Source organism: Desulfomicrobium salsuginis, assembly GCF_054657795.1.
This window is the reverse complement of sequence record NZ_BAAHYA010000001.1, coordinates 1-18,601: the sequence shown is the minus strand read 5'-3', so window position 1 is coordinate 18,601 and position 18,601 is coordinate 1. Positions and strand designations below refer to the sequence as shown.

Annotated in this window: 19 protein-coding genes and 1 pseudogene; 6 read left to right on the top strand and 14 right to left on the bottom strand. The window is 39.9% G+C overall.

What is annotated here, in order from left to right; genetic code table 11:
* Positions 1–61: 61 nt before the first annotated feature.
* The 12 genes and pseudogenes from ACYQ3G_RS00100 to ACYQ3G_RS00045 all read right to left on the bottom strand — a co-directional run.
* Positions 62–523 carry a hypothetical protein gene (locus ACYQ3G_RS00100; protein WP_459821201.1) on the bottom strand — a complete coding sequence of 154 codons (462 nt, stop codon included), beginning with the start codon at positions 521–523 and terminating at the stop codon, positions 62–64.
* Positions 524–579: 56 nt separating this feature from the next.
* Positions 580–1,677, bottom strand: a complete 1,098-nt coding sequence (locus ACYQ3G_RS00095) for a tyrosine-type recombinase/integrase (RefSeq protein ID WP_459821199.1) — start codon at positions 1,675–1,677, stop codon at positions 580–582.
* Positions 1,678–1,731: 54 nt separating this feature from the next.
* A complete protein-coding gene (locus ACYQ3G_RS00090) occupies positions 1,732–2,289 on the bottom strand; it encodes a tyrosine-type recombinase/integrase (RefSeq protein ID WP_459821197.1) in 558 nt (185 codons plus the stop codon).
* A gap of 275 nt (positions 2,290–2,564) precedes the next feature.
* Complete coding sequence (locus ACYQ3G_RS00085) at positions 2,565–2,924, bottom strand: hypothetical protein (RefSeq protein ID WP_459821195.1); 360 nt, start codon at positions 2,922–2,924, stop codon at positions 2,565–2,567.
* 1,238 nt (positions 2,925–4,162) lie between these two features.
* Positions 4,163–4,408 (bottom strand): hypothetical protein, encoded by a 246-nt coding sequence (locus ACYQ3G_RS00080; RefSeq protein ID WP_459821193.1) that lies wholly within the window; start codon positions 4,406–4,408, stop codon positions 4,163–4,165.
* Between the two features lie 26 nt (positions 4,409–4,434).
* On the bottom strand, positions 4,435–5,931 hold the full coding sequence (locus tag ACYQ3G_RS00075; protein WP_459821191.1) for a hypothetical protein: 1,497 nt from the start codon (positions 5,929–5,931) through the stop codon (positions 4,435–4,437).
* A gap of 104 nt (positions 5,932–6,035) precedes the next feature.
* Positions 6,036–6,923, bottom strand: a complete 888-nt coding sequence (locus tag ACYQ3G_RS00070; RefSeq protein WP_459821189.1) for a hypothetical protein — start codon at positions 6,921–6,923, stop codon at positions 6,036–6,038.
* 47 nt (positions 6,924–6,970) lie between these two features.
* Positions 6,971–8,104, bottom strand: a complete 1,134-nt coding sequence (locus ACYQ3G_RS00065) for a hypothetical protein (RefSeq protein ID WP_459821187.1) — start codon at positions 8,102–8,104, stop codon at positions 6,971–6,973.
* 123 nt (positions 8,105–8,227) lie between these two features.
* Positions 8,228–10,147 (bottom strand): sigma 54-interacting transcriptional regulator, encoded by a 1,920-nt coding sequence (locus ACYQ3G_RS00060; RefSeq protein ID WP_459821185.1) that lies wholly within the window; start codon positions 10,145–10,147, stop codon positions 8,228–8,230.
* Between the two features lie 89 nt (positions 10,148–10,236).
* Positions 10,237–10,416, bottom strand: a complete 180-nt coding sequence (locus tag ACYQ3G_RS00055) for a hypothetical protein (RefSeq protein ID WP_459821183.1) — start codon at positions 10,414–10,416, stop codon at positions 10,237–10,239.
* Positions 10,417–10,911: 495 nt separating this feature from the next.
* Entirely contained in the window at positions 10,912–11,805 is an 894-nt protein-coding gene (locus ACYQ3G_RS00050) for a LamG domain-containing protein (protein WP_459824147.1), read from the bottom strand.
* Positions 11,806–12,012: 207 nt separating this feature from the next.
* Positions 12,013–12,435 (bottom strand): annotated as a pseudogene (locus ACYQ3G_RS00045) (flagellin N-terminal helical domain-containing protein); the annotation flags it as partial.
* A 193-nt stretch (positions 12,436–12,628) separates the two neighbouring features.
* Here ACYQ3G_RS00045 and ACYQ3G_RS00040 point away from each other — a divergent pair.
* Positions 12,629–12,958, top strand: coding sequence for a helix-turn-helix domain-containing protein (locus ACYQ3G_RS00040; protein WP_459821181.1), 330 nt, complete (start codon positions 12,629–12,631; stop codon positions 12,956–12,958).
* Here ACYQ3G_RS00040 and ACYQ3G_RS00035 read toward each other — a convergent pair.
* Positions 12,939–13,166, bottom strand: a complete 228-nt coding sequence (locus tag ACYQ3G_RS00035; protein WP_459821179.1) for a hypothetical protein — start codon at positions 13,164–13,166, stop codon at positions 12,939–12,941. The two genes, ACYQ3G_RS00040 and ACYQ3G_RS00035, sit on opposite strands and share 20 nt — an antisense overlap.
* Before the next feature lies 1 nt (position 13,167).
* Positions 13,168–13,548, bottom strand: coding sequence for a DUF6573 family protein (locus ACYQ3G_RS00030; protein ID WP_459821177.1), 381 nt, complete (start codon positions 13,546–13,548; stop codon positions 13,168–13,170).
* A 417-nt stretch (positions 13,549–13,965) separates the two neighbouring features.
* On the opposite strand from ACYQ3G_RS00030, the gene ACYQ3G_RS00025 reads away from it, so the two are divergent.
* The 5 genes from ACYQ3G_RS00025 to ACYQ3G_RS00005 all read left to right on the top strand — a co-directional run.
* Positions 13,966–14,358 carry a hypothetical protein gene (locus ACYQ3G_RS00025; RefSeq protein ID WP_459821175.1) on the top strand — a complete coding sequence of 131 codons (393 nt, stop codon included), beginning with the start codon at positions 13,966–13,968 and terminating at the stop codon, positions 14,356–14,358.
* A gap of 171 nt (positions 14,359–14,529) precedes the next feature.
* On the top strand, positions 14,530–15,267 hold the full coding sequence (locus ACYQ3G_RS00020; RefSeq protein WP_459821173.1) for a class I SAM-dependent methyltransferase: 738 nt from the start codon (positions 14,530–14,532) through the stop codon (positions 15,265–15,267).
* On the top strand, positions 15,264–16,223 hold the full coding sequence (locus ACYQ3G_RS00015) for a phosphoribosyltransferase family protein (protein WP_459821171.1): 960 nt from the start codon (positions 15,264–15,266) through the stop codon (positions 16,221–16,223). The genes ACYQ3G_RS00020 and ACYQ3G_RS00015 overlap by 4 nt, the downstream gene beginning before the upstream one ends.
* Positions 16,220–17,722 carry a lipopolysaccharide biosynthesis protein gene (locus ACYQ3G_RS00010; RefSeq protein WP_459821169.1) on the top strand — a complete coding sequence of 501 codons (1,503 nt, stop codon included), beginning with the start codon at positions 16,220–16,222 and terminating at the stop codon, positions 17,720–17,722. The genes ACYQ3G_RS00015 and ACYQ3G_RS00010 overlap by 4 nt, the downstream gene beginning before the upstream one ends.
* 302 nt (positions 17,723–18,024) lie before the next feature.
* The coding region (locus ACYQ3G_RS00005; protein ID WP_459821167.1) for a glycosyltransferase family protein at positions 18,025–18,601 on the top strand (577 nt) is incomplete at its 3' end.

The window sequence follows — 18,601 nt, the reverse complement described above, 5'->3', positions numbered from 1 at the left end:
TGGATGAACGGCCAAATAGCCGTCCCCTATGATCATTTTTTATAATCTTTTTTAAAACTTATTATTTTCTATTTTTTTTAATCATTTCTTCGTAGATGCCTTTGCAGATCATGAACACAAGATGCGGATTGATTGTTAAAATTTCTTCGATTTCAGGTTCAAGCTCAATAATTTTGCGCCAGTTGTCTTTGATTAATCCGTAATTTTCTTTTCCATATTTATTCAGGCGAGGATAAAACTCGTTCTTAATTGCTTCAAGAGTCATGAAATACTGAGACTCAATCGGAGCTTCAAATACTTCTCCAGAATGAATGCAAGTTATCATTTTTGTTTTGGGGTGATTAAATAAGATATGCTTCTTATTTTCCCAGTCTTTTTTTAACTCAGTCGGTGTCACCAAATGAGCTACAGGAAGATAATACATTACAGTGCAATCAAAACAAAAAGTTTTCCAAGAATGTTTGGCTTCAACTTCAAATTCTTTTCCACAAATCCAGCACTTAATAATAACGTTTGGGATCATAGCAATCCCTCCTTAGGAGCTTCATCAAGAAGCTCCTTTTAATTGTTGACACGATTTCACAAAGAGATTTCTGGTAACAAGTTAATAGCTCTTTCTTTTTCTCCCTCCATGTAATGATAATAGGTGTCAGCGGTCATTTTCACCGTTGAATGGCCCATAAGTTTTGAAACTGCTGCTAAATCAGCATTATTTGTTAGCATTGTTGTGGCGAACAAATGACGAAGATCGTACATGCGAATTGGGTAATCAATTCCAGCAAGATCACATGCTGTCTTGAATGACTTTCTGATAGTTGTTACGGATTTTCCTCGAAATTCAATTATGTATTCCGAAGCTGCATGAGCTTTCATCATTTTGAGCTTTTCGAGAAATATTGATTTGACTGGAACGATCCGATAGGTGTTAGTTTTGCTAGCATAAATCTTCACCGTGGATCTTTCGAAATCTACTTGGTGCCACTTCAACGACAGGAGTTCAGACGTTCCAGGTCGTGTTCCCAAGTTAAAGCAGACTTCCATCGCCCACCGTACATGTGGTTCAGCGCAAGCCATGATCCGCTTCATGTCATCCACGGTCAGTTGAACTTCCCGTGGTCTTTCGCGAATTCTTTTCCTCATTTTCATTGGGTTAGAATTCATCAAACCGTTCTGGCAGCCGAAGTTGAAAATCGCATCAAGGTAATCGCAGTATCTGTTGACGGTTACTTTTGACCGTGGTTTGCCTGTCTGGGGACTATCTGCTTGAAAGTGCTTGATGAATGGCAGTATGTGATCGATGTAGGTCATATCATTCACAAGTGTATCCTTACCCAGAAGGGCAAAGAATGAATTCTTCAGCAGGACGGCAACGTTTTTGATGTGCTTCTCGGTTTTCCCAGAGGCCAGGAGATGATCCAGATGCATCCTGGAAAGTCGCCCAAACGTAATTCCTGTTGGACCAGTCTTTCCAATCTCCTCCTCCGGTTCTGATGTTTCTGGAGCAACAATCGCGTTGCCCAGAACCATTCCCGCCTCAACGGTGCATTGACGTGCAGCTTGATCAAACTTTTCAGCTTGCAGCTTCGCATCTTCTCCCCTTCCGAAAGATTTATCCCGCCTTCTCCCTTCTTCGAACCAATAAACGAGCCATCTACCATCACGTTGGTAAACTCCCATAGTTCCTCCATCAATATGAGTTATAAAAAGAATGGGGCTTATTCAGCCCCAGTTTCAAATCGTATGCATCAGGATTTCTTCGACTTCTTCTTCTTTTATCCCAAGATAACGTCGAGTTATCGATGGAGAAGAATGGTTGAGTCTCTTTGCGAGCACCTCCCAGCTTGTTCCGTGGATTTTCCTTTGTTGATAGCAAAAGGTCTTTCTTAATGTATGCGCCCCAACATGTGTTTTAATGTTGAGTTTTCTGCACCAATCTTTGATGTAGTTCATCACAGCATATGTTGTTAATGGAGCATTCTTTCCTTTTCGACTCTTGAACAAATAATGTTCTGGTGTTTTCGGAATATCATTCAGGTAATCCTCAAGTGCGCTGAAAATTTCAGAGTTGATGATTATGACATTGTCTTTTCCTGTCTTTTTCTCCTTGATTGAAATTCTTGATCCAACCTTGCACTCAAGCACGTCGCCTATTTTTAAGGCGAGAATGTCTTGTGCACGTAGGCCGGTGTTGATGCCTAAAATGAACAGCAAACGATCACGAGAATTGTCTTGCAACATTTTTTTGATACGCTTTATGTCTTTCGGTTCTGTTATGGCTTCAACTTTCATGTTTAATCTCCCAATTATTGTTTTCTAAAGAAAACCAAACGAAATCTGACATTCAAAACAAAGCTCAATCACCAAGAATATTCCTGGGACTTCTTATCCGCTTAATATCCTTGAAGATTGAGCTTGTATTTTATCGAATGTAAGTTTTTATGGAAAATCTTACATTTAAAATTGTATATCTTTATAGTTTTGTTGAAAATAACATGACTTCAACTTGCTCAATAAAGGAAAAGAAAAATGCCATGTTTTACCATGGCATGTTAAAGAAGGCTTCATTAGAGCTTTTCAAGGATGATTCGATTATCTTCAGAGTATACAGAGAACTCATCGTCTTCCTTGAATTCAAAATCACCCAAATCGTAATTCTTAAGAATCAGCTTGATTGTTCCATACTTTGTAACCTTCGCCTTAGAAGAACTGTTCATGTAAAGACCAGGAATTTCGTAAAATTGCTTGTCAGAACTAATCAGTTTCAAAACGTACTGCTTCAAAGTTTGCTTGTGCTTGATGTCCAGAATCTTCATGATTTGAACAGCATTGTTTCCGCCTTTAATTGCATCGCGTAACTTTGCTGCGTTGTACTTGCTTTCAATCCTCTTTTTCTTGGTCGTTGCTTCAGCTTTGGATTCGCCCATGATATTTCTCCTTATATGTTGGTGTAGTAAGGATAAATATCTGTATTTTGACCTCAAAAGTGACAGCTTTGAAGACACTTCACTAATCTTGAAGAAGGCTTTTGGGAGAATTCGCACAGAAATGGCCCAAGACGGGCTGTTATGGCGGTGGGTAGGTGTAATCCTCAGATTTTACTTCGGCGGCCCTCAGAATCGAAATATGGACGTCCAGCTTTTCACAGGCTCCTGTAAATTTTGGGCACAAAAAAAGCTCCCTGATCACTCAGAGAGCTGCCGTTATTCAATTCTAACATGACAGCCGCCCATGATTTCCAAGAATGATCCTTTGGAAACCATGGGCCATCGGTAGAATGGTCTGTCACCAGCCAAGCCCCGAATCACAACCGGACGTGCGGTTTTCCCGCATCCGGCTATCCCGAAATAACAACCCCAAAAACAATGTGTTCGAAAGAAAGACTGAATATATGTCGAATTTTGATTAAGCCCAAATTCAGGGGCATCTATAATTACAAAATTTTGATGTGTTTATTATTTGATAGAAAATACTTCTTCATCATCTTAATCGTCAATTTCTTACATTTATCTTTCCGAGGGTTGTTATTTCGGTGTACTCCTTACAAGTACTCAGCCACCCATTAAAAATGGGCTTCCCTTGGTCATTGTCGAATCCATTCAGAATCATCCAGCATATAATCGCTTGCATACATCCGTAAAAGGGATTGGTCTGAACCTTTTCCTGTGTTGAATCATAGATTCAACGACTTCAACTTGCCATGAGTCTCGTCTTATGTATGCGCCACCGTGATGTAGGCTAATTCCTCAGTCTCAGCCCCTCCCCCGTTATCGTTTCCTAAAACGGGTTGGCTGTTCTTCACAAAAAAGAACTTGGTATTTTTTGACTTCCATTCGTTCAGATACGAATGGTCCGCACAACAGCGGCACTTGGACTGGATCAACTGCAAGGCACCCATGACAAATATACTGTCTGTGATGTTTGAAATTGTCTTTCAGATAATGTTTCTGGTCTTTTGATCAAACAAAACGCCAAAACTTCTCATTATATGAAAGAAATATCTGTATCAAACGAATGAAAACTCTTCTCTTGATCAAGAAATGAATGTCAAAATAATATAGATATTTTTGAATCAATCATTGATTTGTTCAGTATTGTCGCGATTCGCCTTCCCCTTTATCGCCAAAAGCTCCGGTTACTTGAACGGCACAAAAGTTATTCAAAATCAAAAGAGTATGATTGTTATCAAAACTTGATTTGAACTTTTCTCAGTCTTCGCAGGTGACGCAGCTAAAGCAGCTAAATTTTCATGTATTTTTTTAATTTTTTTCAAAAATAATAAATAAATTGCTTGTTTTTCACCTTCGATGCCTGCTTCACCTGCGTTGACCATTGAAAAGGGAGGGGGGGGCTGAAGCCAATAATGACCAAGGGAAGGAAAAAATGAAATGCTCAACGAAAAAGGGGCCATTAAGACCCCTTATTTTGTACTTTCGATTAATCTTCAATAATGTAGTCGATGTAGTCTGTTGAATCATTGGTTGTAATGCGTCGAATGAAGTACTTCCTGCCGTTGCTGCCGTTCGATCCTGACATAACCTGAAGATTTGCTTGTTCAAGAATATCTTTGCAATCCTTCAAATTTCTGGACAAAATTGAAGGGTTTGAATTCACCAAATGAGGATCATCGGCTATATCCATAAGCTCGTTTTGAAGATCAATCATAGTTCCTTCCCAAAACTCGTTGTTTTCCATGAATTTGATCACAAGAGAAGCAACAGGGAAACTCTGTAATTTCAAAATACCCTTGGTTCTTAAATTGTTGGTCAAAGCTGTTTCGAATTGTTCTCTGGTGAATCCGAGTGCTTGAGCGGCGGCAATGCCTATTCTCTGGAAGTCTGCAAGTCTAATGTAGTCAGAAACTTCGATATCTCGATATGTTCTCAATGTTTCAACGGCAGCATCAAGGATTCCGCCAATGATCCTCGGCTTTTTTTCCTCAAATGCCTTCATGAGCATTTCTTCAGGAATTGTTTTTCTATCATTTTTGCTTTTTTCAATGACAATACACCTATCAAGAAGATCTGAAGCCGGATTTCCTAAAGAAATTGAGGCAAGAATGATCGGTTTTTTGATACTAAAGGTGAAGTCATCGTCATTGGTGTACTGCTTTCTTTTCGTAAAGTCTGTTCCAGTGAATGCAGCACAAAGCAGGTCAGATATTTCGATGTTAATCTTGGTGAAGTTATCAAAAAAAGGAACGGCGTGATGGTCAATGACCTGGGCCATCTCGCTTGTATTCCGGTACATGAAGTTGCCCCTGGAAACAGGGTCGATCAGTTTTTTGAGGCTCAGCGCCAGGGTAGTTTTTCCCGATCCCTTTTCTCCTACGAACCAAAGGTGGGGACGGGGCATGTTCGTAAACAGACTTGATACCAACCAGGTGCCGATCAGGATTTGCTCATCGGGATTAGTTATAGAAAAGATTGAAAACAGATCATCAAGACTTCCACCAGTTACCGGAGTTGGGATGCTGGTTTGGTGGGTAAACCGTTTGAAGATTACAGGGCTATTCTGAGTGATACTCCATTCTTCCGGTGTAATTTTGATGATGTCATCATTGGTGTTTTGTGTCTCAATGAAAATATCATCACCAAGTCGACCAATCCTATTATAAACCTCTACCTGTTTGCCATTGTTTAGCGCGAGGAGATTAAGGATTGGAATAAGATTTTTAATATCACTTTGTTTCAAGACTTTATAATATGCAGTTTTAAAATATGTTTGTACAAACGCGATGAAGTCTGATGATTCAATGGGCTTCCACTTTTTCTTATTTTGAATTTCTAGTTCGCAATACACAGTTTTATTCTGATCATAGCAATAATTCATCTGCTGAATGATCGTGCAGACATCATTGCTGTTCAACTTCGTAGAAGTTCCGGGTGCCGGCGGCATAATTTGATTAGGGATATGATTGTTATTTGTGTCCATGATTATCCTTGGCTTGACTGCCTATAAATGGGGGGGGCAGTGTTCGGCCCCCGGTTCGTTTGTGAGAAAAAATTCCCAGAGGTCTGTGAAATTTCTCTGGATGTTTAGAGGACAATTCCTTCCGAAATGTGGATGTCGGTTATAATCTGACTCAAATCGTTATAATAGACGGCATTTGCCAGCTCGCGGGAGAGCCCGGCTTTCAGTCCGAGGAAATCATCCATGGTCAAGTCCAGGCGTGCCTTTGTGAATGATTCAAAAACATCCAGATACTTGTAGTCATAGCGGGAGATCGTCCCATTCCGTTTTTGATCGAGGTAGTCCGGGAAGTAGATGATGTCGGTCTTGTTCTGTCCCTGCCGTTCAGGATTCCAAAACCTCACAACCCCTGTAGTTGCATCATCAAGCCATGACTTTGAATCGCATGAAAAGGCTGGACAACCGGCCAGCAAATCAAATTCCGTGATGCCAAACAGATGTACCTTCGCTCCATAATTGTTAAGATAATATACGGCAGGAAACAAATTACTCGGATTCGTTCGGCCTTTACACTGCCCGATAGCAATGTATTCAGGGTTATGTGACAGGTATGCTTCAATTTCACCATTGTTAAGGTTATGAATCACTGGTGCCACATCAATGCCCAGTTCTTCCATATCGAGAAAGTGTTCGTAATTCTTTTCGAATCCATCTGGACCAAATTCAAAATCTGGGCTGAAGATAATTTGATAACGATCTTTATGCTTCTCGCAGTGCTTCTTGAATTTGTGCAAAAGTTGACCTGTCGTCATTCCGATGTTCGAATTCAAGGCTGAAAACGCTCCATTGTCGAGAATAATCGTGCTGATGATTGATTCAAAATTCTTCAAAAACGCTTCATAGTTATTTGGCAAGATCGCCATGCTTACAAGGATATTCAGCCGAATTCCTTCGCATCTTAACATCAATTCCTGCATAAGCCTCTCTGAAGGCGAAGATAAATATACTTTCATTTTAGTATCCTGAAGCCCTCCCGATTTGTCGGGAGGGCTATTCTATGTTACTGCTTCAGTGTTTCTTTAGATGCTGTAAAGTTCTGGCGCAAAGCGGCCAGCGTATTGATAAGGGCATCAAGCTTTTCAAGGTCAAGATTGATCTTGGAAGGGGGGATGGTTAAAGCTTTAGATACGGTCTCACTCAGCTTTGTAATTTCTGCATTGACGTCCCGAATCTTTGGTTTATTGCTCTCGCTGCTTGCTTCAATAGTGATTGGATTGTTGTATTCACTATCTTTGTCGATATACTGGCGATAATCTACGCCGCTATTTTTCATCTCGATCATCTTGTCGATATCCTTCTTGTCAATTGACCTGCCATCTGCCAGTACAGACAAGATGTCGTTCATTGTAATTTCGTCAAGTCCAGATTTTTTAACTCTATAGTGCAAGATCGCTGCTTCACATTTTTCAGTGAAGTCATGAGCCACTCCCGTTGCCATGGTTTGATTGTCAATAGCGTCAATTATATCCTTGATGGGGTCTTCGTCATGAATCATTCCCCTTTTTTCAATTACACCTGCGAGCTTTCCAAGTCTGTCAATTCCAAGATGAAGATATGCTGCTACGTTATTAATTTGAGCAACTTTCGTATACACAGCAAGCGTATTTGGATGGATGTGTTTATCGAATTTTTCACGACGATACTGCAGCCATGCCTTCTTGCTAAGGTTGTTCATAATCACATCTTTTTTGATCAAATTTACAATTATACCAAGCTGCAAACCGACCGTGGCGATAAATTTTTGAGCCTTAGTGATATTGAACTGCGTCTTGTTGTGAACATCGACAAATTTATTGTACTTTTCATCCATGCTCATCTTGGAAACAGACTCATATAGAAGATGCATGGCCTTGACAGGGGTCACTTCCTTGGTCAGTGCTTCGTCGACGCTAGTAGGAATGCCGCCGATGCCGCCTGACCCTCCAATCATCACCTCAATAATTTCACGGTCGTTGTTGCGCAGTTCCTTTTCCAATGCTTCTTTGAAAGGATCAGTGTACGAAGGATGTGAGTCGGGATGAACGTGTGACTCTGATGACGGAGTGTTGCCAGGGCCTCCAGTAGACCCAGGCATGGAGAGGGGCGGGGCAAAAGGGTTCAGAAGGGCTGTAGGGGTGGAAATTTCAGAATCCATAAATACCTCCATAGGGTGGCGCGTCTTCCGGGATGGAAATGTTTGCGCCGTTAATAAACCCTAAAAAGGCAACCACCGTGCCAACAAAGGATGCGGTTATAATATGCAGATATTAAAGGTTTTTTAAGATTGAGGGTTGAGGAGAACCATTCTCTTCGATGGATTTTTGTTTGAATTTCGAAACTTTTCATCTACTTTTCGAAACGTTTTGTTTTTTGAGATTGACCCTTTTTTTCGACCAGCTATGTTGCCAACTTTTTCCTGCGTTGCTTTTCCGTTCCTCAAATGATGAAGGATTGTCTCGAAGTATAACTCCTCGAGGTCGTCCAAGGAAATTTTGTCTATAGGAATTTCTTGGCTTTCAAGATGGTTGATTTCTACTCCGTAAAAATGATCCAGAAAAATGTTGTCTTTGTTAGACGCATGCAAGTCTTTAAGTTGAAACTGCTCTGTAAGATTGATATGTTTTATTTTTGTTAAAAATTTAAGTGATTCGCAAAGACCTATTCGAAGGCACTCAGTCCATGTATAGCTGAGTTCTATGTCCGATTCATAAAATTCAAAACATGATTTTGAGTAGAGTGCTAAAATCATTTTTTTGTTTTTTAACAATTCTTTTTTCGTTTCATTGTCATAATTATGCTTATTTGGGTGTCCATTGCTCAGCGCATAGTCAAAAATTTTATCGGGGACATCTTTGTCGACATTGTCCGTTAGCAATATGAATGAATATAATCCATATATGTGAAAATGAAAGTAAAAATCATTATTGTAAGAATATATGTACAGAAGTGTCTTTTTTAAATCGTTAGAAATTTCTTTGCTAAAAGGAATGTCGTTTCTTTTTAATATTTCAAGGATGCCAGTCTGACCTCTCCGCTTTTCTATTTCCTTGCTTGTATGTTCTTTCATGTCAAAAATATCGTAGTTTGACTCTACATCTTGAAAGAACAATTTGCAAAAAATCAAAAAACCAGAATAGATAGTATTAATTTCAAGTATCTTTGAGCTTAAAAAATATTCTCCATACGTTTTCGATGATTTCGTAATTAACTCTTCAAATTCAAAATCCTTTCCAAAACCTTCTTTGTCATCATTCAAGCTAAGACCACTCGATAGCCAACACATTTCAAGATTTTCTATGTCGACTTCACTAGTGGCAAGTTTTTCTTTAAATATTTCTATATTGTTTAAATTTAAGTCTGTAAAATTTTTTTGTAATGAAAAGAATACACGTTGATCATAACAATCGATTTTTAAATTTTCTGTTAAAAAATTTGTGTTAAGACTATGTATTTCATTAAATATATATGATGCGTTTTGAATCAGTCCGCTACATACTTTTTCGATCTCCCGAACATTACCTGGCCAATTATAGGCCAACAGGCTAAATAGCATTTTGGGACTAAGAATATGTAAAATTCTTTCATTAAAGAATTTCATATAGTAAAGGATGTCAATTCTTCGCTTATGAATTGCTGGTATGGAAACACTGTCAAACCTGTACCATAAGTCATCCCTAAATTTTGTTTTTTGTACATTTGTTGTTGCGAGTATTTGGCACTCGAGTTTTATTGGCGTGACTGAGCCTAGTTTAGAGAAAATTCTGCTTTCTATTGCCAACAACAATTTTGCTTGCAGATGTTTTGGCATTTCTCCCATTTCTTCTAAAACGATTATTCCGTCCTTTACAGATTCAAAATATCCAATTTTATTTTTATCTGCTCCTGTAAATGCACCCTTAGTGTGTCCAAACAAAAGAGAATCAATTAGTGCCGAGGGTAATGCTGCACAATTTATATATGCGATATTAGGAGTTTTGCCTTTTATGTTTGTATATATAAATGCATAGTAGTCGACAAACATGCTTTTTCCTGTTCCTGTTGGCCCATGTATAAGCAATGGTCGACTGTCATTGTTAATATTGTTGATGCATTGAATTTCAAATCTTTTGATTGTCTCCTCAAGCCCTGGAGGGATGAGCCATGTATTTCTTGGTTTCCAGGGCAATCCATATTCTGTATCTTTGTTTTGAGTGACCATATTATGCTCTTGAAATAGTACTGTTTTGTTCAAAAATCAGGTTTTTTAGATTCATACAATGGATCATGAAATATCAGCAACCATTGGCTCTACCAATACGCATGGTTTAGAAACGGGCCTGTGGGTAAAATCAAATGACTAATGTTCCAGGCAACTGGTAAACAAAAAATGGTGTTTCGGTGCATGTATTCCCAGCACCTAATAACGATACGTTTGATGCGTTCAACGGCATCAATTTTTTCTTTGGTCTGTGAATTTTTCTGGTTCATGCCCATATCCTGCTAGTAGCAAGGAAAATAGGGGTTTGCCAAGTTGGCAAGCATCAAATCGATGAAATTTGAGTGGATTCAGAAAAGGTGATCCGGAATTCACGGGTGTCTGTGAATTTGAGACGGGAAAAATAAGACCAAAATGGCCAGTTTAGTGAAACTGGCTGAAATTTCGACTAATTTTACGATTCCGGTGGGGTCGTGGGAGATTTTTGGTCTTTGTTGGATTCTGATTGGTCCTGGCAGCTAGCACCGCAACGGTATTGTCTTGCTATTTCCATTGAAGGGGCTGTTTTTAGGTGTGGATGTCTCAAAACCGTAGGTTTTGACTTTTGGTTTTACCACTTATGGGGATAAATCAGCTATGATGTCACTGAAAATTACCACAATGAAGAATTGTTCGAAGGTGCAGATTAAAGAAGGGTTCAAAAAATCCCCCAATGGGGCGTCTGATCTGGAATATTCGCCAGATTGTCTTTGTAATACGGTCTATGTCTATCCCTGGATTAGTTGAAGCGCCATTTCTGGCAGGGCGTTGGCCTGAGCCAGCATAGCCGTTGCCGATTGTGTCAGGATCTGGCTTTTCACGAACTCTGTCATTTCCGTAGCCATGTCGGCGTCAGAGATGCGGGATTCAGCGGCCTGAAGGTTTTCTGCCTGAATCTCAAGGTTGGTGATGGTGTTCTCAAGGCGGTTTTGGGTAGCGCCAAGGGATGCTCGAATTTTGTCCTTATAAATAATTGCTTCTGTAATTTTATCCAGTGATTTTTGTGCTGATTCTTGTGTCGATATTTCAACATCATTAATCTGCATTCCTATTGTTGACGCGTCATATATTTTTATATGATATGAGTCGTTTTCTGTGTTTAATTTTCCAAAATGAATATTTATTTCTGTGCTAGCAGATAGTGAATCTCCTATTCCAGTATATAAAGCTCTTATTTCTTCGTCGTTAAGCCCTCTTGCGTATATTCTGACGTCATCAATTTTTCCATTCCAAAAAGATTCGTAGAATCCTCCTGTTCCTATATCCATCCTGCTTGATGAAAAGCTAAGTGTACCAGATACATCTCTTTCTGCAACAAGATTTCCGTCGTAGTAAATTCTTGATGTCGTTCCGTTGTTCGTGCCAACAATGTGGTGCCATTCATTGAATGTGACTAGGTCGCTGGACGTAGCTAGTCTGTCAGGTGGGAAACTTGAAAAAGCATCAAACATGATTGACTGGTATCCTCCAGGCCCAGTAGCATCTCCAACTTCGAGTTGAAATCCGAATGGGCCATTTACAATTTGATCATTATGCCCCTGTGATAATTGTTGTACCCATGCACTAATTGTTATTGCGGAATAATCCATGCTAAAGTTATTTACTTCAATTCCACTGTCAATTCCATTGAATAAATATGCGCTATCTGGATTATTAAATCTATCAGTTGTGAGTGTCGCGTTTACAACATTTGTTGGAAAGCCGTTCGATCCTGAATCGTCAGCATTTCCATTGAATTTTCCCCAAAAATGTAAATTACTGTTGAGATCAACACCGTTGACAAATAAGCTCCCCAGAGTCGGATTTTGTACTAGTGGGTTTGTATTATCGTTTATTGAAAGTAATTTTATTCCATTAAATTCTGTCGACGCTGCAATTCTTTCAATTTCTGCCTTCATTGCCTGAAATTCATCGTTGATGATTGCACGCTGGTCGGCGTTATAGGTTCCTGTCGCGGCTTGGGTAGCCAGTTCCTTCATACGGATCAGCTTTTCGTCGATAACCTGGAGTGCTCCATCCGCCACCTGGATCATCGAAATAGCGTCGTTGGCGTTTCGAATTCCCTGGCCGAGGCTTGCAATATCTGCCCTCATAATTTCACGAACTGCTAATCCGGCGGCATCATCCGCAGCAGTGCCGATTCGCAGCCCTGATGATAGTCTTCGGGTTGAAACCCCGAGGCTCCCATAGTGGGTAGATAAATTCCTGGCTGTGTTGATCGCCATCAAATTATGATTGATTGTCAGTGACATACAGCAAGTTCCATTGATTTTATGCTGATCTGTTTTTATGATGCGTTTTTTTCCTTTGGCTCACAGGAAACCTTTGTGGCCAAGCGGATGCGTCAAAAAACGCACTATAGCTGCTATTTTAGAGCAAAAAGTAAACCATGGTTGCTTAAAAGAAATTTTTACTGGGCATAAGCTATCCAAAAAGGATGGTCTTATGGTCAATCTTCTTGAATTATTTGGGAAAAGAATTCGAGGACTCAGACGCGCGAAGGAGTTGACCCAGGAGCAGCTGGCGGAAATTGCCGGGATATCCCTGCAGAATATGGGAGAGATCGAACGAGGCAAGGGGAATCCGACCTTGGTTACTGTGGAAAAACTTTCCGCCGCCTTGGATGAAGATCTATCCAGCATCTTTGATTTCGGTAGTTCTGTCCTGACGAAAGAAAAAGCCGTTCAAGAATTGGAGGACCTGCTTTCAGGTGCGACCAGAGAACAGGCCCAGGCAATTCTTGTCGTGGCTCAGATTATTCTTCAGGAGAAGTAGTCTGTTCCGGCGGGGTAGACCTAACCATCAGCCCTAGCCGTTCACGGAACCTCGCCGTTAAAACCATGCCTATCTCTGAACAAGCATAGACAAGCCTTTCCTCCCTTCCATCAACAGAACCCATCAACAAAAACAAATCTTCCAAAGAACGCAGACAACCAACCAAATCATCATAGCAAGAAAGCTTATCAAAATTTTGATTGGTCATTTTAATCATCCTCTGGAAGCATAATCGTCATTACTGGTTCTCGATCATCTCCTGGGCCAACATGAGCAATGATTGTTGGTCTGTCATATCCGCCTGATTCATTCAGAAACAAAACTTCGAAATATACTCGGTCAGAATCTTTGCTGTTTTGAGCAGCAAGATATGTCATCCAAAGAAGATCATGAAGACGACCCTCGAAGGATTGCCCCATATTTTTTAATTTTTCTGATGGTTCAAGGTATCTACCTAGGAGTGTTGCAGTAACAGCCGTAGGAAGGCGGAAGCCCCTTTGGGAAGCAAAGGCGGTGATGTCTATTAATACGCCGTCTGCAATTGCTTCATTTCTGCTGTAGCTGCTGATCAGCACCCATTCTTCGTCCATGTTGTCCTCCAATGATAAAAAGTGGTGAGATTTCGGAGAGATAATCTGGCTCATGGGGAAGGGTCACGGTGTCCAAGGGAAAAATCCCAGGACCCTGGAAATCGTACATTCCGAGTCTCCTGAGATTTTGGAGCCTGGGACTGCCCAATCATGGGAAACGGGGGGATCGGCCCAGGAAGGGGCTGTTTTGTCCCAAGGAGGGGGCTGGACGATGGTGCCGAAGTATTCAGACCCTAGTTCTAGGGCATGAATGATTGAAGTTTAAAACCAGAATTTTCATCATCTTCAAATCGATGATTTTATTATGAAGATAATCTGGTCAAGAGCCTGCTTGCCATGTCATCTGTTAATATGTATATTTGATAATGCGTAGTAATTGAAGCTAAAAATTCAAACATGAAGTGATGGAGGTTTGACATGGCTAAGGACACTCAAAAAAAAGAAGACAAAAAAAAGAAAATTGAAGAGATTGGAATAAAATTGCTTAAATTTGCACAGGAGAATTCGTCTGACAAAAAAGAGATCGATGTTTCCAGAGCAAAAAAAGAATTTAAGTGTTTTAGGAATGTCATACTTGAAGCATACGCGTTCGGACCAGTAGAACTCAAAGAGTACAAGATCATTGAAGGCAAGTCGCCTTCGCCATTAAAAGAAGTTGAGCCTCCATGCTTAAGTGGCAAGGGAACGATTACCATTAAGAAGTATTATGTTGACGAGTACAACGAGAAGTACTCAAACAATCAAATTAAACGTGAAAGTCCACTTGATGTAGCTTTCGAGGATGGAAAGATAATTCTTTCAAAAAAGTAGTTGTAGTTAATCAATTTTTAATAGTGCTGGGCTCCTTGTTGCTGTAGGCTGATTACAAATCGGGCTTGGTGGAATTCGTGGAATCCCGTCGAATTATCGAAAAGGTTATTGTCGCGCTGTTTCTAGAGACTCAATTACTGAGCATCTTTTTTTTGAAGGGTTAAATTTGAGATGTCTTTAAAAAATAAATTTATCATTTTTCTGAAAAATAAATTTAGTCCAAGTTCTATTAACAGGATTAAGGATTATTGCAGTTATGTGTTACGTGCTTTGTGGTTCGCTATGTATCCATATGCACGCTTTGTGTGCACACCATTAAATCTGCTCAAGAACAAAAGAAAAGATGAAAGAAGATTAGAAATTGGTCCGGGGCCAAGGCGTATTCCTGGATTTGAGACAATCAATGTTGTCTGGGGGAGAGACGTTGACTATATCGGCGATGCTTCAAAAAAGTTGCCATTTGCATCTGGAACGTTCGATCTTATTTATGCTAGCCATGTTCTCGAGCATATTCCATGGTATCAATTGCCGTCTGTTATTAAGGAGTGGGTGCGTATCTTAAAGTCGGGTGGATCTATTGAAATATGGATTCCGAATGGACTTCTAATTGCGCAAACATTTGTCAACGCAGAGCTTGGGATTAAAAATGAAATTGATAACGATGGGTGGTTTAAGTTTAACGAAGGGCGTGATCCATGCGTCTGGGCAAATGGTCGTATATTTTCATATGGGGATGGTACTGGTCGAAAAAATGATCCCAATTGGCACATGGCTGTTTTCTCGCCACGCTACTTGCGATCATTACTCACGGACTCAGGTCTGATTAATATTGACGAACTGAACAGTTCTGAGGTGCGGGGATACGATCACGGTTGGATAAATCTTGGCATGAGGGGATATAAGCCGTGAACTATCGGTCTGTCGCAGATTTATCGCATACCATACGCGAAAACCTGTACAAATTACCTTGTGATATTGATTTGGTTGTTGGCGTGCCTCGAAGCGGGATGCTGGCTGCGAACATGATTGCGCTTTCTCGTAATCTCAAACTAACCGATCTTGCAGGCTATCTGTCAGATAGCCCTTTAAAAATATTCGGGCGTACCCGTGAATGCCTGTTCGCCGAAGTTTTAAAACCAAGTGATGCCAAACATGTTTTAATTGTTGATGATAGTATCTGGTCCGGTGGTTCGCTGGAGAGAGTTCAGGCTCTGATTGCAGAACTCGGAAGGCCGCACGATCTCACCTATTGCGTTGTATATTCGACAAAACAATCCACTCACAAACCAGATATTTTTTTTGAAGTTGTGGAATTGCCAAGATTGTTTGAGTGGAATGTGATGCATAGACAGTTTTTGGAAAAGTGTTGCCTTGACATTGACGGCGTGCTCTGTTTGGACCCAACCGATTCTGAGAACGACGACGGACCGGCCTATATTCAATTTATTCACAATGTTCCTCCATTGGTTGTTCCTAGTTATCGTGTTGGACACCTTGTTACGAGTAGGCTGGAGAAATACCGCCTCGATACTGAACAGTGGCTTAAAAAGCATGGCTTTGAATATGGGCAGCTACATATGTTAAATTTGCCAGATGCCAAAACTAGGCGCAGATTGGGTTGCCATGCATCTTTTAAAGCCGAGATTTTTCTTAACCTTAAAGAAACCGAACTCTTTATCGAGAGTGAAGTCAGCCAAGCTGTAGAAATTGCTAATATGGCCGGCAAGCCTGTTCTTTGCTTTAGCACACAAAAAGTATATTACCCTTGTGCTTCCTATGCTTTAGTCGAGAATAAGGTACATACATTCGCAAGAAGAGTTTGCAATAAACTCATAAGAATCGCAAAGCGAGTGTCTCGGTTATGACCGAAGATAAAATAACGACTCGGCATGGCGTCACTTGGGTTGGGGTTTCACAGGTTGGGAAGGTGTTGATGCAGCTTGTGAGTATATTCACCTTGGCGCGGATCTTGCCGACCGAAGACTTTGGATTAATGGCCTTGGCGGCAACTGTTACCGCATTTGCTGGACTGATGCGAGATATGGGTACCGGAGCAGCCATTATACAGAAGCAGGATTTAAGTTTCGATTTGATAAATGCTGTTTTCTTATTCAACGTGCTGCTCGGTATTATAACTACAGTAATTTTGATAGCGGTTTCATCGTTGGTGTCAATTTTTTTTAAAGAGCCACGCTTGATTGATATTTTATTTGTTTTAGCACCTGTTTTTACAATCACATCACTTGGCACGGTCCACCAATCACTGCTTGAACGTGATTCACTATTCAAACATATTGCTAAAATTGAACTGACTTCTGGATTATGTGGACTAATTTTTGCAATAGTTGTAGCATGGCAAGGCGGTGGAGTATATGCGCTGGTAGTTCAAAGTATCGTGACAGCATCTGTAAGTACCATATTTCTGTGGATTGTCTCAGATTGGCGGCCAGTTTTTAAATTTAAATTTATGGCTTTGAAAGAGATATTTGGATTCAGCTGTAATATATTCTTGTTTAATTTTGTGAACTATTTTCATCGAAACTCAGACTCAATGCTGATTGGAAAATTTTTAGGCGTGGTAGATTTGGGTTTTTATAATGTTGCCTACCGTATTTTGCTTTTTCCTGTGCAGAATATTACATTTGTTATCAATCGCGCCATGTTTCCTGCTTATAGTCGTAAACAGAACAGTCGCTCATTAATTGAAAAACATTATATGGAAACACTTGAAACTATAGCCTTCATTACTGCACCGCTGATGGCCTTAATTTGGGCACTACGTGAACCGCTTGTCAGTGTTTTTCTCGGTGATCGCTGGTTACCTGCTGCGGATGTAATTGCTTGGTTAGCGCCTGTTGGATTCTTTCAGTCAATGGTTAGCACAAGCGGTTCTGTTTTGAATTCAATAGGGCGATCAGACGTATTACGCAATCTCGGGTTGATTGGAGTGCCGTTTCTGACAGCATCTTTTGTTGTTGGTTTGCCGTGGGGCATAGAAGGAGTCGCGGCAGCTTATTGTATTGCAAGTTTTTTTTGGATTTATCCTGTTATTAAAACCGTTCTTAAGTTGCTATGTGGTTCGTTTTTGGAGTTTGTCTTTGTCATTTTTAAGCCAACATTTTTGTCTATTTTTGTAGCATTGTTTGTTTGTTATTTTATAAGAAATATAATGACGAAAAATGATTTACATTTAGCGCATCTCTTTGCTGGAATATTTATAGGACTAGTCTCGTATTTGATATTATCATTATTTTTTATGCGAAAAACAGTAATTAGAATTTTTTTTACATTTCAAAAAAATTGTAATGAAGTTTTTTCATCTGTGAATAAATATATTTGTAAAATTTTGGTAAACTTGATATAGAAATATTATATCGTCAATTGGCAAGTAGTGAATTTTCCAACATAGAATATATAAAAAAGTGAATATTAAAGAGTTTTTGTTATAATTTTGGCAAGCTACACCAGTCTCAAGTCAGGTGGCAAGGTTTAGTCGATTAAAAAAAACAGGTTCCTGAGAGTATTATAGATGTACACGCATGCGACGGAGGGTGCTGTGAAGATAGAAATACAGTTTCAACATAAGTATGTGCAAGATTCTCTAGCGTAGATGGCGATGGCATATTTAATAGGTAGTTACACGATGAATGCAATTATGGGTAATTTATGAAGGTGTTGCATATTGTTGCTGGAGAGTTGAGTGGCGGCGCTGCAAGAGGTGCATACTGGTTGCATTGTGGATTGCGAGAAATCGGTATTGAGTCAAAAATACTTACTAATAGCCGCACAACTTTGGGCGATAATGGTGTTGTTTCTGTAACAAAAAGCAAAAAAGATAAAGCTTTTAATTTTTTTCGTTCTCATTTTGACCACATGCTTGCCGCTTTTTATGCAAAAAGGGAAAAGTTTATATTTAGCAGTGGTATAATTGGATATGATTTTACCAAAAATAGAGAATATGAAGAGGCGGATATTGTGCATCTTCATTGGATTAATGCTGGTTTTATAGATATGCAGCATTTGAAAAAAGTGAATAAGCCTATGGTATGGACTATGCGAGATATGTGGCCGATGACAGGCGGGTGTCACTACGCAATGGGTTGTGAAAACTATAAGATAGGCTGTGGGAACTGTAAGCAACTAAGAAGTGAATCAGGCTTAGACCTTTCGCGCTTTATTCTGTGGAGGAAGAAAAAATTCTTGCCTAAGTCAATAAAAATAGTTGGCATTAGTAATTGGTTGA

What these genes read in the sequence shown, in the direction of transcription:
- ACYQ3G_RS00040 (WP_459821181.1), top strand. Translation starts at nt 12,629, where the DNA reads ATGGTCAATCTTCTTGAATTATTTGGGAAAAGAATTCGAGGACTCAGA.
- ACYQ3G_RS00080 (WP_459821193.1), bottom strand. Translation starts at nt 4,408, where the DNA reads ATGGCCCCTTTTTCGTTGAGCATTTCATTTTTTCCTTCCCTTGGTCAT.
- ACYQ3G_RS00090 (WP_459821197.1), bottom strand. Translation starts at nt 2,289, where the DNA reads ATGAAAGTTGAAGCCATAACAGAACCGAAAGACATAAAGCGTATCAAA.
- ACYQ3G_RS00085 (WP_459821195.1), bottom strand. Translation starts at nt 2,924, where the DNA reads ATGGGCGAATCCAAAGCTGAAGCAACGACCAAGAAAAAGAGGATTGAA.
- ACYQ3G_RS00025 (WP_459821175.1), top strand. Translation starts at nt 13,966, where the DNA reads ATGGCTAAGGACACTCAAAAAAAAGAAGACAAAAAAAAGAAAATTGAA.
- ACYQ3G_RS00070 (WP_459821189.1), bottom strand. Translation starts at nt 6,923, where the DNA reads ATGAAAGTATATTTATCTTCGCCTTCAGAGAGGCTTATGCAGGAATTG.
- ACYQ3G_RS00035 (WP_459821179.1), bottom strand. Translation starts at nt 13,166, where the DNA reads ATGACCAATCAAAATTTTGATAAGCTTTCTTGCTATGATGATTTGGTT.
- ACYQ3G_RS00095 (WP_459821199.1), bottom strand. Translation starts at nt 1,677, where the DNA reads ATGGGAGTTTACCAACGTGATGGTAGATGGCTCGTTTATTGGTTCGAA.
- ACYQ3G_RS00020 (WP_459821173.1), top strand. Translation starts at nt 14,530, where the DNA reads ATGTCTTTAAAAAATAAATTTATCATTTTTCTGAAAAATAAATTTAGT.
- ACYQ3G_RS00030 (WP_459821177.1), bottom strand. Translation starts at nt 13,548, where the DNA reads ATGGACGAAGAATGGGTGCTGATCAGCAGCTACAGCAGAAATGAAGCA.
- ACYQ3G_RS00010 (WP_459821169.1), top strand. Translation starts at nt 16,220, where the DNA reads ATGACCGAAGATAAAATAACGACTCGGCATGGCGTCACTTGGGTTGGG.
- ACYQ3G_RS00055 (WP_459821183.1), bottom strand. Translation starts at nt 10,416, where the DNA reads ATGAACCAGAAAAATTCACAGACCAAAGAAAAAATTGATGCCGTTGAA.
- ACYQ3G_RS00100 (WP_459821201.1), bottom strand. Translation starts at nt 523, where the DNA reads ATGATCCCAAACGTTATTATTAAGTGCTGGATTTGTGGAAAAGAATTT.
- ACYQ3G_RS00075 (WP_459821191.1), bottom strand. Translation starts at nt 5,931, where the DNA reads ATGGACACAAATAACAATCATATCCCTAATCAAATTATGCCGCCGGCA.
- ACYQ3G_RS00065 (WP_459821187.1), bottom strand. Translation starts at nt 8,104, where the DNA reads ATGGATTCTGAAATTTCCACCCCTACAGCCCTTCTGAACCCTTTTGCC.
- ACYQ3G_RS00060 (WP_459821185.1), bottom strand. Translation starts at nt 10,147, where the DNA reads ATGGTCACTCAAAACAAAGATACAGAATATGGATTGCCCTGGAAACCA.